Origin of the sequence: Pseudomonas sp. O230 (assembly GCF_045447035.1) — a bacterium.
In the GTDB taxonomy this organism is placed as follows: domain Bacteria; phylum Pseudomonadota; class Gammaproteobacteria; order Pseudomonadales; family Pseudomonadaceae; genus Aquipseudomonas.
Genome location: NZ_JBJGXN010000013.1, coordinates 68,519 through 82,432, shown reverse-complemented (window position 1 = coordinate 82,432; position 13,914 = coordinate 68,519). Strand labels below are relative to the sequence as shown.

Annotated in this window: 14 protein-coding genes; 7 read left to right on the top strand and 7 right to left on the bottom strand. The window is 58.5% G+C overall.

What is annotated here, in order from left to right:
• Positions 1 to 191 precede the first annotated feature (191 nt).
• A complete protein-coding gene (locus ACI77H_RS26505; RefSeq protein WP_407014634.1) occupies positions 192 to 1,466 on the top strand; it encodes an Hsp70 family protein in 1,275 nt (424 codons plus the stop codon).
• Between the two features lie 135 nt (positions 1,467 to 1,601).
• On the opposite strand, the gene ACI77H_RS26500 is transcribed toward ACI77H_RS26505, so the two are convergent.
• The 3 genes from ACI77H_RS26500 to ACI77H_RS26490 all read right to left on the bottom strand — a co-directional run bounded on the left by ACI77H_RS26500 (position 1,602) and on the right by ACI77H_RS26490 (position 4,004).
• A complete protein-coding gene (locus tag ACI77H_RS26500) occupies positions 1,602 to 2,615 on the bottom strand; it encodes an AI-2E family transporter (protein ID WP_407014633.1) in 1,014 nt (337 codons plus the stop codon).
• A gap of 224 nt (positions 2,616 to 2,839) precedes the next feature.
• Positions 2,840 to 3,145: a PsiF family protein gene (locus tag ACI77H_RS26495; protein WP_407014632.1), complete on the bottom strand. Its 306-nt coding sequence runs from the start codon at positions 3,143 to 3,145 to the stop codon at positions 2,840 to 2,842.
• A 64-nt stretch (positions 3,146 to 3,209) separates the two neighbouring features.
• Positions 3,210 to 4,004 carry an AraC family transcriptional regulator gene (locus ACI77H_RS26490; RefSeq protein WP_407014630.1) on the bottom strand — a complete coding sequence of 265 codons (795 nt, stop codon included), beginning with the start codon at positions 4,002 to 4,004 and terminating at the stop codon, positions 3,210 to 3,212.
• Positions 4,005 to 4,100: 96 nt separating this feature from the next.
• Between ACI77H_RS26490 and ACI77H_RS26485 the strand changes: the two genes are divergently transcribed.
• Entirely contained in the window at positions 4,101 to 4,988 is an 888-nt protein-coding gene (locus tag ACI77H_RS26485) for a DMT family transporter (RefSeq protein WP_407014629.1), read from the top strand.
• 121 nt (positions 4,989 to 5,109) lie between these two features.
• On the opposite strand, the gene ACI77H_RS26480 is transcribed toward ACI77H_RS26485, so the two are convergent.
• From ACI77H_RS26480 to ACI77H_RS26470, 3 genes are all read right to left on the bottom strand, one after another.
• The gene (locus ACI77H_RS26480; protein ID WP_407014628.1) at positions 5,110 to 6,000 is read right to left on the bottom strand and encodes an alpha/beta fold hydrolase; all 891 of its coding nucleotides are present in this window, start codon (positions 5,998 to 6,000) and stop codon (positions 5,110 to 5,112) included.
• Between the two features lie 108 nt (positions 6,001 to 6,108).
• Positions 6,109 to 6,414, bottom strand: a complete 306-nt coding sequence (locus tag ACI77H_RS26475) for a DMT family transporter (RefSeq protein WP_407014626.1) — start codon at positions 6,412 to 6,414, stop codon at positions 6,109 to 6,111.
• Positions 6,415 to 7,053 (bottom strand): FMN-dependent NADH-azoreductase, encoded by a 639-nt coding sequence (locus ACI77H_RS26470; RefSeq protein WP_407014625.1) that lies wholly within the window; start codon positions 7,051 to 7,053, stop codon positions 6,415 to 6,417. It lies immediately after the preceding gene.
• Positions 7,054 to 7,161: 108 nt separating this feature from the next.
• On the opposite strand from ACI77H_RS26470, the gene ACI77H_RS26465 reads away from it, so the two are divergent.
• The 3 genes from ACI77H_RS26465 (at position 7,162) to ACI77H_RS26455 (ending at position 9,900) form a co-directional block, all read left to right on the top strand.
• Positions 7,162 to 8,133 carry a LysR substrate-binding domain-containing protein gene (locus ACI77H_RS26465; RefSeq protein WP_407014623.1) on the top strand — a complete coding sequence of 324 codons (972 nt, stop codon included), beginning with the start codon at positions 7,162 to 7,164 and terminating at the stop codon, positions 8,131 to 8,133.
• Positions 8,134 to 8,370: 237 nt separating this feature from the next.
• Positions 8,371 to 9,150: a hypothetical protein gene (locus ACI77H_RS26460; RefSeq protein ID WP_407014621.1), complete on the top strand. Its 780-nt coding sequence runs from the start codon at positions 8,371 to 8,373 to the stop codon at positions 9,148 to 9,150.
• Between the two features lie 78 nt (positions 9,151 to 9,228).
• Complete coding sequence (locus ACI77H_RS26455; protein WP_407014619.1) at positions 9,229 to 9,900, top strand: hypothetical protein; 672 nt, start codon at positions 9,229 to 9,231, stop codon at positions 9,898 to 9,900.
• Between the two features lie 64 nt (positions 9,901 to 9,964).
• Here the strand turns inward: ACI77H_RS26455 and ACI77H_RS26450 are convergent, their stop codons facing one another.
• Entirely contained in the window at positions 9,965 to 12,034 is a 2,070-nt protein-coding gene (locus ACI77H_RS26450; protein WP_407014618.1) for an AsmA family protein, read from the bottom strand.
• Between the two features lie 388 nt (positions 12,035 to 12,422).
• Here ACI77H_RS26450 and ACI77H_RS26445 point away from each other — a divergent pair, with 388 nt between their 5' ends.
• Together ACI77H_RS26445 and ACI77H_RS26440 are read left to right on the top strand one after the other, a co-directional pair.
• The gene (locus tag ACI77H_RS26445; RefSeq protein ID WP_407014616.1) at positions 12,423 to 12,935 is read left to right on the top strand and encodes a hypothetical protein; all 513 of its coding nucleotides are present in this window, start codon (positions 12,423 to 12,425) and stop codon (positions 12,933 to 12,935) included.
• A 155-nt stretch (positions 12,936 to 13,090) separates the two neighbouring features.
• Positions 13,091 to 13,723, top strand: a complete 633-nt coding sequence (locus ACI77H_RS26440; RefSeq protein WP_407014614.1) for a TetR family transcriptional regulator — start codon at positions 13,091 to 13,093, stop codon at positions 13,721 to 13,723.
• Positions 13,724 to 13,914 lie beyond the last annotated feature (191 nt).

The following is a 13,914-nucleotide window of genomic DNA, read 5'->3' as shown; positions in this document are numbered from 1 at the left end:
AGAAGTTTATCGGCAGCAGCGGACGGTTCTTGCGACCGTCCTGTGGCTGCCAAGCCTAATGCAGACAAGTTTGGGGCGAAGGATAGTCTTTCAAGGCGCTAATAGCTGAGATTTAGCGGATAGTCGGCCTTCGAATCTGCGCCGCACTGACATACACTGCGCGGCCGTTTTTTAACCGGAACCTGAAAGACATGAAAAACGCATCTCCAGCCCGTGCCTGTGGTATCGACTTCGGCACGTCCAACTCCACCGTCGGCTGGCTGCGCCCCGGCATGGAAACGCTGATCGCGCTGGAGGACGACAAGATCACCCTGCCTTCGGTGGTCTTCTTCAACATGGAAGAACGCCGCCCGGTGTACGGCCGACTGGCGCTGCACGAGTACCTGGAAGGCTACGAAGGCCGGTTGATGCGCTCGCTCAAGAGCCTGCTGGGTTCCAAGCTGATCAAGCACGACACCAGCGTCCTCGGCACGGCGATGCCGTTCAAGGACCTGCTCGGGCTGTTTATCGGCCAATTGAAGAAGCGCGCCGAGACCGCCGCTGGTCGCGAATTCGAAGAAGTGGTGCTGGGCCGCCCGGTGTTCTTCGTCGATGACGACGAAATGGCTGACCAGGAAGCGGAAAACACCTTGGTGGACGTTGCCCGCGCCATCGGCTTCAAGGATGTGTCGTTCCAGTACGAGCCGATTGCCGCCGCATTCGACTATGAGTCGACCATCGAAAAGGAAGAGCTGGTACTGATCGTCGACATCGGCGGTGGTACGTCCGACTTCTCGCTGGTGCGCCTGTCGCCTGAGCGCCGCAATCACGACAGCCGCCACGATGACATCCTCGCCACTGGCGGCGTGCACATCGGCGGGACCGATTTCGACAAGCAGCTCAGCCTGCAAGGCCTGATGCCGCTGTTCGGCTACGGCAGCCGCATGAAGAGCGGTGCCTACATGCCGACCAGCCACCACATGAACCTGGCGACCTGGCACACGATCAACTCGGTGTACTCGCAGAAGTCGACCCTGGCTTTGGGCAGCATGCGCTACGACATCGAGGACACCGGCGGCATCGACCGTCTGTTCAAGCTGATCGAGCAACGCGCCGGGCACTGGCTGGCGATGGAAGTGGAAGAAACCAAGATCCAGCTGACCCACGCCGACAGCCGTCATGTGCCGCTGGATCGCATCGAACCGGGCCTGAGCGTGGAACTGAGCCGGGCGCTGTTCGAATCGGCCATCGACAACCTGCTGGAGCGAGTGCGCAACAGCGTGACCCAACTGCTGAACGACGCCAACGTGCGGGTCGATCAGGTGGATACGGTGTTTTTCACCGGTGGTTCGAGCGGGATTCCGGCGTTGCGCAATAGTGTTTCGGCGATGTTGCCGAATGCGCGGCATGTGGAAGGGAATATCTTTGGCAGCATCGGCAGCGGGTTGGCGATTGAGGCGATGAAGCGTTACGGCAACATGGACTGATCCGAACCCGAGTCGTCCCCTTCGCGAGCAAGCCCGCTCCCACATTCGACCGCGTTCTTCCAGATGGAATGCGGTCCAATGTGGGAGCGGGCTTGCTCGCGAAGGGGCCTTGCCAGGCAATACACATCTACCTGGTCAAACCATCCCCACCTGCTTCAACTCACTCTTCAAATACGCGTAATAAATCGGCCCCGCCACCACCCCCGGCAGGCCGAACGCGGCCTCGAACACCAGCATCGCCAGCAGCAACTCCCACGACTTGGCACTGATCTGCCCGCCGACAATGCGCGCGTTGAGGAAGTATTCGAGCTTGTGGATAACAATCAGGTAACCCAGCGCGGCCACTGCGACCCAGATCGACAGCGATAGGCCGACGATGGTGATCAGCGTGTTCGACATCAGGTTACCGATCACCGGCAACAGGCCGAGCAGGAAGGTCAGCACGATCAGGGTCTTGGTCAGCGGCAGCTTGATGCCGAACATCGGCAGGACCACCACCAGGAAAATCCCGGTGAAGAAGGTGTTGAGCAGGGAGATCTTGATCTGCGCGAACACAATGTTGCGGAACGCCTGGACCAGCAGGTGCAAGCGATCAAACAGTGCGGCGGCCAGCGGCTTGCGCTTGGTCAGGTCTGGCACCCGTTGCAGGGCGATGATCGCGCCGAGCACCATGCCGATCAGCAACGTCACGAACATGTGTGCCGCGTCCTTGCCCACCAGTTGCAGGTCGCTGAGGTGTTTGCTCATCCACTCGCCAATCGCCACGCGGAACTCGGCAGCACTGGCCGGCAGATAGGCGTCGATGAACGGCGGCAATTGCCCGCGTGCGCGGTCGACCACGTGCATGAATTTATCGAGGGAAGCGCCGGGGTTTTCCGCTTCATGCAGCAAGAAACTGATGGCGCCAGCGAAGATCAGCGTCAGCACACTGACCACCAGCGTCCCCAGCAACGCTACCGCCAGCCAGCGCGCACGCCGACCTTCGATCAGCCGCTGCAATTGCGGGGTGAGCATGTTGACCAGTTCGAACACCAGCAGGCCCGCCAACAGGCTTGGCAGCAAGCGCAACGGGATCACCAGCAGCAAGCCACCAAAGATGATGACCCAACTGATGAGCAGCAAGACTTGGCGTTGAGAAAACGTTGGCATACAGCCTCAAAACGAACGGCGTAAAAGGATTGGCAGTCTGCCAGCGTTCCGATGTCAGCACTAGGGATTGTGTGGGGCGACCTTGGTCGGGGGCTCGGATGTGTTTTTTGCAGTGACCTTACCGGCCCCATCGCTAGCAGGCTAGCTCCCACAGGGGAATGCATTCCAAGTGTGGGAGCTTGCTTGCTAGCGATGAGGTCCTCACAGCCACCCCAGTCCAGTGCTTATTTTTTCTTCAGGCAATCACTCATGAATGTCTTGCGCTCATCACCCTTGAGGGCCTTGGTCGCGGCATCGGCATTACACGTCTTCATCTTTTCTTGCTGAGGGGTCAGGGCTTTGGCGTCATTGGCGGCTGGCGCCGCTTTGAGGCAGGTGCTCATGAAGGCTTTGCGCTCATCGCCCTTGAGGCTTTTCGCGGTAGCGTCGGCATTGCAGGTGGTCATCTTGTTCTGTTGGGCAGTGGCGGCGAAACCCTGGGAGCAGAGCAGCAAACCGATCATCAACAAAGGGACACGCAACATCTTCATGGAGTTTTCTCCTTGTTGCCGCACCGAGGGGCGCGGCCTCGCTCTGGAGTGTAGACAAAGCCTGTTACACCTTCCTGCTCTCGAGATGGCTGCGTCGATACTGCTCCGGCGTGCACCCGGCCTGACGCTGGAACATGGCGATGAACGCCGAACCGGTGCTGTAGCCCATGTCGAACGCGATCTCCTGAATGCTGCGATGACTGTCCAGTGCTTCAATCGCCGCCAGAAAACGCAAGCGCTGCCGCCATTCGCCGAAACTCATGCCCAACTCGCGCACAAACTGCCGCGCAAGAGTTCGTTCGCTGACGTGGATCTGCTCTGCCCACGCCGACAGCGGCCGGTTATCTCCCGGTTCAGCCTGCAAGGCTTCGAGAATGCCGAGCAGCCCAGGGCTGCTGGCGTAGGGCAAATAGCAGTCGTGGACGGGCGCTTGCTGCAGTTGATCGACCAGCACCTGGGCCAGGCGTTGGTCGGCCGCCTGCTCGGGGATCTTCACGTCACGGGCGGCGAAGTCCTTGAGAATCGCTTTGAGGATGTCGCTGATCGCCAGGGTGCAGGCCTGCTTCGGCAGCTCGTCGCACAGCGCCGGCGCGAGGCAGACGGCGCGGTAGTTGATTGGCTGATTGCTGTAGAAACTGTGCTCGATCTGCGGCGGCACCCACACGGCGTATTGCGGCGGCGACATGAAACGGCTGCTGCCGATTTCCATGTGCAAAACACCGTTGGCCGAATATTCCAGGGTGCCCCAGGGGTGACGGTGGGCCGAGGCATATTCGTGGCTATTGAAGTCGGCGTAGCGGAAGTACACCGGTGCGGGCAACTCGCTGAAATCCAGCAGGTCGATGTGTTTGCTGTTCATGCTGTCTGTCATCTGGGTCAGGTTGTCTGGATCGAAGTATAGGCTTGCATCCGGACAGGCGATAATTCGCCCTCATTAACGTTCTGGTTGTTCCTGATGCAATACGCTTATCCCCTGCTGGCCATTTTCATTTGGGCCGGCAACACCGTGATCACCAAAATGTCGGCCGGGGCGATCTTCCCTGCCGAAATCGGTTTTTACCGCTGGCTGCTGGCCGGCTTGTTGTTCACGCCGTTCATGCTCAAACCCGTGATTGCCCATTGGTCGGCCATTCGTCCAAACCTGGGGAAGATTTTCATCCTCGGCGTGCTGGGCATGGCGGTTTATCAGAGCCTGGCGTACTTCGCCGCGACGCTGACCTCAGCCACCAACATGGGCATCATTCTGTCGCTGATGCCGTTGATGTCGCTGGCCATGGCCATCGTCAGCCTCGGTCAGCGTCTGACGGCGGGAGCGCTAGCCGGTGCGGTGTTGTCGTTTGCCGGCGTGTTGGTGGTGGTGTCGTCCGGCAGCCTCAGTGCCTTGCTTGAGCACGGGGTGAACCTGGGCGATGCGATGATGCTGATCGCCACACTGGCCTACGCGATCTACAGCACGTTGCTGAAAAAATGGCAGCTGCGTTTGCCGCCGCTGGTGTTGTTGTATCTGCAGGTGTGGGTGGCGGTGGTGGTGCTGTTTCCGCTGTTCGCCGTGTCACCGAAAATCGGCCCGACGCTGCAGAATATTCCACTGGTGCTCTACGCCTGCCTGCTGGCATCGATGGTTGCGCCGCTGGCGTGGATGCAGGCCGTGGTGCGTCTGGGGCCGAGCCGGACGACGCTGTTTTTCAATTTGCTGCCGGTGATTACCGCACTGATTGCCGCGCTGGTGTTGCATGAGCAATTGGCGATGTATCACCTGGTGGGCGGGATGTTGACGTTGGGTGGAGTGATTGTTTCGGAGCGCTGGACCACGGTGTTGGGCCGCAAAAACAGCGTCGCCTGATCTGGCGTCATCGCGGGCAAGCCCGCTCCCACTGGGGCGAAGTCGTGAGCAAAATTCGTGAACGGCGCCGAACCTGTGGGAGCGTGGCTTGCCCGCGAAGAACGATAACGCGGTCTGGCGTCTAAACCCCCGCCGCCTTCAACCGCGCCGCATGCTCGACAAACAACCGAATCGGCTCAGCCCCCTTCCCCACCAACCCCAGCGACTGATTGACGATATCAAAGTGATCCAGCGGATACTCATCGCCAATCACCGTGCCCAGGTGCGAGCTGTAACGCCCGACCATCCCGTCGCAATGCCCGGTTTCGCGCACGAAGGTTTTGGCAAACAGCCGACAACTGCGATTCGTTCCGTCGAACAGATTGCGCCCGCGATCGGTCTTGCCCGGCTGCAAGGTGCCGGACCACGAGTAATAGCGCACGCCATTGACCTCTTCCGGGCCGTGTCCGCCCCAGGTGTCAGGCAAGCCCTGTGGATAACACTGGTTGAACAGCGCCACACCCGCTGTCGTCAGCGATTCATGGGAGGCGTGGATATCCACCGGCAGCTTCGGCCCGCGATAACCGGTTTCCAGCAGGCTCATCAACGCACCGATCATCCGCAATAAAAACGCCAGCAGCCGTCCCTTCGCGCTGTCCGCCGGGTAGTGCTTGTGCAGGTAATCCGCCAGTTCCGAGCCGTGATTCGGGCCTGCCACCGAGGTGACAGAAGCCACGCGATCCGGGCGTTTGGCGGCGGCGTACCGGGCCGTGAGCGAGCCCTGGCTGTGACCGATCAGGTTGACCTTCTCGGCCCCGGTTTCGCGCAGGATCTCGTCGATGCGCGCCAACAATTGTTCGCCGCGCACCTCGGTCGAGTGCAGCGGCGAAACCTGCACCGCAATCACCGTCGCCCCTCCTTGGCGCAACGCCGCCACGATCCCGTACCAGTACGGATACAGCACCAGACGGATAAACCCGAGCATTCCCGGGACCAGCACCATCGGATAACGCGTGGCAGAACCTTGCGACATGGGTGGACGTCCTTGTGATCGGTGAGGTGACGCAAGGCTGAATGCAAGACATCAGCCAAGCATCGACATCAAAAATGACAACTCGACGACGAGTCTATGACATCTCCCCTATTTCAACCCCGCCACCCCTGCCACGATCAGCCCGACCGACACCAGTTTGACCGCCGTCAGGCTTTCACCGAGCAGCGCAAACCCGAGAAACACCGTGCCCAGCGAACCGATGGCAGTCCAGATCGGATAAGCGATGCTCACCGGCAATTCGCGCATGGCCTGGGTAAGGAAGTAGATCCCGCACACCGCTGCCACAACGGTGATCAGCGAAGGCCAGAGCCGGGTGAAGCCTTCGGCGTATTTCATGCCCATGGCGAAGGTGACTTCGAACCCGGCGGCGATCAGTAAAAACACCCAGGCCATCTAGAACTCCCTGGCCAGCGTCAGTAAACGCTGCTCGGCCTCGGCGGCGGATATCTCGAAGGTACGTGCGGCCGACTCTTCGCCCTCGGCGGCCACGACGGTGACATCAGTCATGCCGATGAACCCCAGCGCCGTGCGCAACAGCGTATCGGCATGGTTCAAAGCTTCGAGTTCTCCCCCTGGACCGAAACCGAACCCGCCACGGCTGGTGACGATCAGCGCTTTCTTGCCGTGCACCAGCGGCTCGTATTGCGCGACGCCATTGTCCAGCGTGTGATTGAAGGTCAGCCCGAGTCGCACGATTTGATCGATCCACGCCTTGAGGCCGCTGGGCACGCTGAAGTTGTGCATCGGCGTGGAAATCAGCAGCAGATCGTGGCCCAGCAGCTCGGCGACCAATTCATCACTGAACGCCAGATCGGCCTGCATCGTCAGCGGCCGCGCCTCGGGATCGGGGTAAAACGCGGCGGCGATGAAGGCTTCGTTGACCGGCGCAATCAACGCGCGTCCGACTTCGCGGCGGGTCAATTGCGCGTGCGGATGGCGGGCCTGCCAGGCGCTGAGAAACACTTCCGCCAGGCGACGGGAGTGGGAGCGCTCGCCACGTGGACTGGCGTGAATGGCAAGAATTCTGTTCATCTGAATCTCCTGAGGACTAAACTCGATCGGCGTGTGGCGTGCAGCTTGTGCCCGCTAACGTCTCGCCTCAAATGAGCAAAAATCAGTCTGGATGAATTAATTTCATCCATGGAGTGTTCAATGTTTGCCTCGCTGCCGCTGACCGCCCTGCGCGCCTTCGAAGCCGCCTCACGCCTGCTGAGTTTCAAGGCCGCCGCCGAAGAACTGTCGGTAACGCCCACGGCGGTTTCCCATCAGATCCGCGCGCTGGAAACCTGGCTCGGCGTGCCGCTGTTCGAGCGACTGCCACGGCAAGTGCGCCTGACCGAATGCGGTGAGCGCCTGTTCCACAGCCTGCACGGCGCCTTTCTGGAAATGGCGCAAAGCGTCGACACTTTGCGCCCGCAACGCAGCGGCAGCAGCCTGACAATCTCCACCACCGCGGCTTTTGCCGCCTTGTGGCTGGTGCCGCGACTGGGGCGCTTTTACGCCCGGCACCCGAACATCAGCGTGCGACTGGACACCCACTGCGAAGTGATCGATTTGCATCAGGACGCCAGCGTCGATCTGGTGGTGCGCTATAGCCTCGATGACTACCCGAACCTTTTTGGTCTGTGCCTGTTCGATGAATCGTTCGGCGTTTATGGCTCGCCAGAACAAGTCGCGCAGGCTTCTATCCGGGCACCGACGTTGATCAGCGTGCGTTGGCACAACTCGAAGCTGTACGCCCATGGCTGGGAGGCGTGGTGCGCGCAGTCCGCAGAAACCTGGCTGACGGGGCAACCGGCAGTCCGCGAATACGACGAAGAGCATTACGCATTGCAAGCAGCGATTGCCGGGCAAGGCCTGGTGCTGGCAAGCAACATTCTGGTGTCCGAAAGCGTGGCCAGTGGTGTGTTGGTGGCTTACCGCAGGGACATTCAGGTGAATGGCGCCGGCTACAGTGCGCTCTGTGTTCCCGGTCGTGAACGCCATCCGCCGGTGCGCGCATTTTTTGCGTGGTTGCAGGAGGAAGCCCGATTGTCAGGCCTGTTGCCAAGATCGCAAATGACATCAAGTTTTTCGCCGCGCCCGTCACTCGATCATTCAGTACATCGGTGAGAAAGATCCGCCCATCCAGCGCAACTGGCTAAGAAAGCAATGACAGGGCAGACATACTTAAAGACTTATACATAATAATTAAATCCTTATTGTGCAATGGCAATAAGGATTTAACCAACCGCTCACCCCTCTTCAAACCTGACGTTACAAACCCTAAATAGACATTTCCCGGCATGGACTTATTCTAACAACCACAACCCAGCGGTTGTTTTAATAAATCTATAAAGGACTCTCTCCATGTATCTGGAACAAAGACTCGAATTTATTGACTCGCTTCCAGCACTACCAGCAGTACTAGCGGCGTCTAGAAAAATGATTATTTCGCCCCGCTCGCTGACCAACGCACCGCTTCACGATATCAACAAGCCAACGGCCAGTGTCATGCCTGACACGATCGATGCATTCCTTCCCGGCGTTTCACAGCAAATTATCGACGACGTCAACCTGTGCAAGTTGGTAATGCAAAATGCCGCCACCAAACTATACCCTGAAGATGCACAACTCTTCGAATGGTACAAATACTATGTGGGCGGTCTGGACAAGCTTGGCTGGGTTATTCAAAACAAAAACCTGGAAACTGTCACCGTCCGAAAAATTGGCCTGACCATGGATCAGGTTGCCCTTCATGTTGCAACCGCACTGATCGGAGCGGGCCCTGCCGCTATCTTGGCCAACGTAGCCCAAATGGCTGTCGACGCCGTGCAAAAGGACCCCGGCGCCATCCAGATATTCGACCGAAACAGGAAAACCGGCACACAGGCAAAGTTTGATATCGCTCCGATCTGGGTGGATAAAAGCAATCAACCGAACATGCTCCTCAATTGCATCTCCCTGGATGCACGGGAAAGCACTCGCGGCATTCTGTTCTGGAAATCCACCCAACAGGCCACCACCATACAAACAGGTGCCGTACGCACCTATCTGGACACCCGGACATTCTCGGGGCTGCGCTCCGATCTTTATGCGAAGTACACGGAAGCCGGGAAAAAGTTCATCAAAGACCTTCCTGACTTTTAATCACTTATGACTATTTAAATCGACAAGCAATTGTCGATTTAAATAACTTACGAGCACACACTTCATCTGGAGCCAATCATGGATACCTCCACATTTGATCTATACCTTGTCAATGGCAATATCACGATTTTTTGCGGCATTCACACTGACAAGTTCAAGAATGACATTTTGAACTCAAGCCTTTATGCAGAGCTGCTAGCGACGCAGCGACGCGGTGATCGAGAAGCACTTTGGCTAACCTACACAGAACTAGTAAGCCAGTTCAAATGGGTCATAAACAGTCGAGAAACCCAGCGCACGGTGTTTGACAATTCAAGTTTACTGAAGCGATTGACTCAAAGTGCGGGAAGCGCTCTGCCACATAATGAACAACAGATTGTGACCACTGCCTTTTCGCGAATAAAAAAACTCGAACGCGACTCATTGATCATTAATACATTCATCGAAAAGCTCAACACCAACGGCGCTGCGGCTACCGGCAGAACACACGCGCTGTTGAATATTGTGCGCAAAGACAAAACCGTTTTAACACTGCAACTATCCTTTGAAACGGCCAGGGTGATTGACATCGACATCCTGGACAAACCGGTGTTGAAGTCCATCAATGACGGAAAAACCAATATTCGACTGTTGCGCAGCTCATTGAATGAGCTCCAATACAACGAAGTCAGAGAGACGGTTATCAATAAACTGGGGAACAAAATCATTACTGACCTGCTACATATCCCCACGCCAAGCCAATTGAACTGATTCTCAGGGGAGTTAATCGCTCTCGAATCGCCCGCTCGAAAGCGATTAAACCGTTCAGACGAAATCAGTTTTTGACCGTCTTCGGCGCCTTGCCCGCCTTCATCTGCTCCAGCAACGGCGCACACTGATTCGGCTCGCCACCACTTGGTGCCACCAGCGCCAGCAACCCCGCAGCCGGGGCCGCAATCACGCCCAGCGCCACCATCCCCGCCCCGCGCAGCAGCAGCGGTACCGCTTTGACCCCGGCATCCGGCTTGATGAACTTGCCCCGCACATACAGCGGCGAACGCAGGGAAATCAGGCGCCACCCCTTGGATTCCGGTGTGATGGTCAGGTCCAGTTGCTCAGTCGCCATGTTCGCCGTGCCATCGATGTAGATGATCGCGTTCTCGGTATCGAAGACGAACAACCGAGTGGTCGCCAGGCCGGTTTTGATGTCGAAGTCGGCCGCCGCGCAATTGATCTTCACGGCCTTGTCACCAAAAATTTTGCCGACCACGTAGTTGCCAACGTTCAGCCCGGCCAGTTCCATCAACTCACGGCTAATAGCGCCGTCGTTGATCAGCATCTTCAGTTTGCCATTGGCGGTGCCCAGCAGCTTGGCCACCGAGTTGCCGCGACCACTGATGTCGGCGTCGCCATTGAGTTCGCCGAAACTGGTCTTCATCGGTTCAAAGGTCGGGAACAACTGCTTGAGCTTGAACCCCCGCGCGCTCAGTTTGGCGTTGCCTTCCAGCGGCTCGGTGCGACCGTTCAGGCGAATCTGCGCATCCAGTTTGCCGCCGGCCACGCCGAAACGCAGCGGTTCGAGGCTGAGCACGCCATCAGTCAGCACCAGGTGCGTGTAGAGATCATTGAACGGCAGTTTTTCACTGTGGACGATGCGCTTGCCGGTGAATTCGACGTCGGCGTCCATGTCGCGCCAGCGCTCGGTCTTGAACTCTTCGACCGGTAACACTTTGTCCGCCGGCTGCTTGCTTTCCCCACCACGGGCCTTTTGCTTGGCATTGGAGTCGGCGCCGATCAAGGGCGCCAGGTCGGCGAACAACAGTTGATTGGAGAGCAGCGAACCACTGAGTTTCGGCCGGGGCTGGCTGGCGACGTAGGCCAGGCTGCCATGGATGTCGCTCTCGCCGATCTTGCCGTTGAACTCCTCGTAACGAAACACCGCGCCGCCCGGCTCATGCAACCTGGCAATCAAGTGGCCATCGGTGGCATAGGGCGGTGTATCCGGCAGGGTCACGCCAGTCAGCGGATAGAGGTTGCCCAGGCTGCTGCCGGCCAGTTTCAGGCGCAGGTCCAGCGCACCGAGGTTGAGCGGATCGGTCAGCGTACCGGCGAGCTCGACGCGGGTGTCGGCGATCTTGAGCTGAGCCTGGAGCGGGAACGGTCGGGCCGAATCCTGCAAGGCCAGCAGGCCGCCGATCTTGCCTTCGCCAGCCAGTTTCTGGCCGTGGTATTGGCCTTTTACCTTCAGCGCAAACGCGTAGTCCTGGGGAGCGCCGCCCTTCTCCTGCGCGGTTTTCGCGGCTTTATCGCCGACGATATCGCTGAACGGAATCGGCTTGCCCAACGGATCGATGATCAGGTCGAGCTGAGTGTTCAGGCTCTGGTCGTCGAGGGTCACGTGGCCTTTGTCGAAGCCGATCGCGCCAATGTCGACTATCCAATTGGAAGGTGTGGCATTCGGGTCTTTCGGGTCGAATTTGAAGGTCCAGTTTGCGCGGCCATCGGCCAGGCGCTGGAGGTCGGCGTTCGGTTCGGTCAAGTCAATGCGCGGGATCGTCACCCGTTGGGCCAACAAGGCCAGCGGTGAAATGCGCAGCTCGACGCGTTTGAGCGTGACCATCTGCGGCGGCTTCGACCAGTCCGGGTTGCCGAGACTCAAGTCCTCTGCCACCACATGCGGCCACGGCACCCAGGCGCGCCACCCACCTTGGTCAAGCTCACGCCGCCAGACCACCGCGAGGTTGCCATTGATGGCAAACGCTCGATGCAACTCTTCGGAGACTTTGCTGTTGATAGTCGGTTTGATCCGGTTCCAATCGAAGAACACGATGATCAGAACCAGTAGCGCCAGCAGCACAGCCAGGCTGGCAAAGGTCCAGGCGAAAATTTTCGGGGTGCGCGTCATTGCACAGGGCTCCTGAATACGACTGAGCGCCCCGACCGCGACGCACGTGTGAAACGTTAGGCCAGAACCGGCCTGCCATGAAGCCTAGGACTGGAAAACGGCGTGCAGGTTTAACCGAAATGCCGCTTAACGTTCAAATAATCGGTCGTGGACACCCTGCTCGCGAAATCCGGCGTTACCGACCCCGCACTTTTGTGCGGCGCATGTGAGTCGAAAATACCCACATCAGTGCGAAAACGTCCGCCGGAAAGGCCCGGTTTAGAGCCTTCGCACGGAACAATCAATTCTGTTGATTATTACCATTGCGTTTATGAACTTTTATATCGACTTATCGAGAGTAGCATTGCCCTCGTACCCACTTTATCGCCCTCCCACTGAGCACCCAATCATGAAACGCCAATTACTGCTTAGCCTTACCCTCTCCCTGCTGGCTAGCACTGCTTTCGCATTGCCTGCTGCTGAACAGGCCACCCCACAAGTGAAAGACACTCACTCGGTGTTCAGCCAGACCGTTGCCGAAGGTGGCAATGATCGCCTGAAAGAAAAAGGCCTGATCACTCAAGACGGTTCCGATCGCACCCCACAAGGCCAAACCGTGGCTGCTGACGGTTCCGACCGCACTCCACAAGGCCAAACCCTGGCTGCCGACGGTTCCGACCGCACTCCACAAGGCCAAACCCTGGCTGCCGACGGTTCCGACCGCACTCCACAAGGCCAAACCCTGGCTGCCGATGGTACCGACCGCACTCCACAAGGCCAAACCCTGGCTGCCGACGGTTCCGACCGCACTCCACAAGGCCAAACCCTGGCTGCCGACGGTACCGACCGCACCCCACAAGGCCAAACCCTTGCTGAAGGTGGTGGTGACCGCGTGATCGAACGCAACAGCGCTGTGAGCTAAGCCCATGGCGGCCCTGAAAAAAAGCCCAATCCACGGATTGGGCTTTTGACTTTATAGAAGCCACACACTCCCTCGCGTCCCCCGATAGTCGTTCGACGCCAGCAAAGCCGATTTGCTAGAGTGCGCCGCTGTCCTGTCCAGAAAACACCCTTGCGATGCTGCCCCGCGCCGAACAGAAACAACAAACCCGCAACGCCTTGATGGACGCTGCCCGCCACTTGATGGACTGCGGCCGAGGATTCGGCAGCCTGAGTTTGCGCGAGGTGGCGAAAACCGCCGGCATCGTCCCCACTGGTTTCTATCGGCATTTTGCCGATATGGACGAATTAGGCCTGGTGCTGGTGAGCGAAGTCGGACAAACCTTCCGCGAAACCATTCGCTTGGTACGCCACAACGAGTTCGTCATGGGCGGCATCATCGACGCCTCCGTGCGGATCTTTCTCGATGTGGTGTCGGCCAATCGTTCGCAGTTCCTGTTTCTGGCCCGCGAGCAATACGGCGGTTCGCTGCCCGTACGCCTGGCCATCGGCCGTTTGCGCGAAGACATCAGCTCGGACCTCGCAGCCGACTTGTCCTTGATGCCGAAACTGCAACATCTGGACATCGCCGGCCTGAGCGTCATGGCGGACCTGATTGTCAAAAGCGTGTTTGCGACCCTGCCGGACATCATTGATCCGCCGGCCGAGGCATTGCCTGAGCATCTGACACCGCAGGCGAAAATCACTCAGCAGCTGCGCTTTATCTTTATCGGCCTCAAGCATTGGCAAGGCCTGGGCAGCACCGAATAACCCCGTCTCTGCACACGCGCATCCCCTGTAGCAGCTGGCTTGCCAGCGATGGCGGCCTTCAGTCAATGAAGATGCCTCCTGACCCACCGCTATCGCTGGCAAGCCAGCTCCTATAAAGATTTTTGGCAGACCTGTAATCTGGAGCACGCCGCACGCCGTCATTTGGTGCGACCGCCGATGTCGCGCACCAA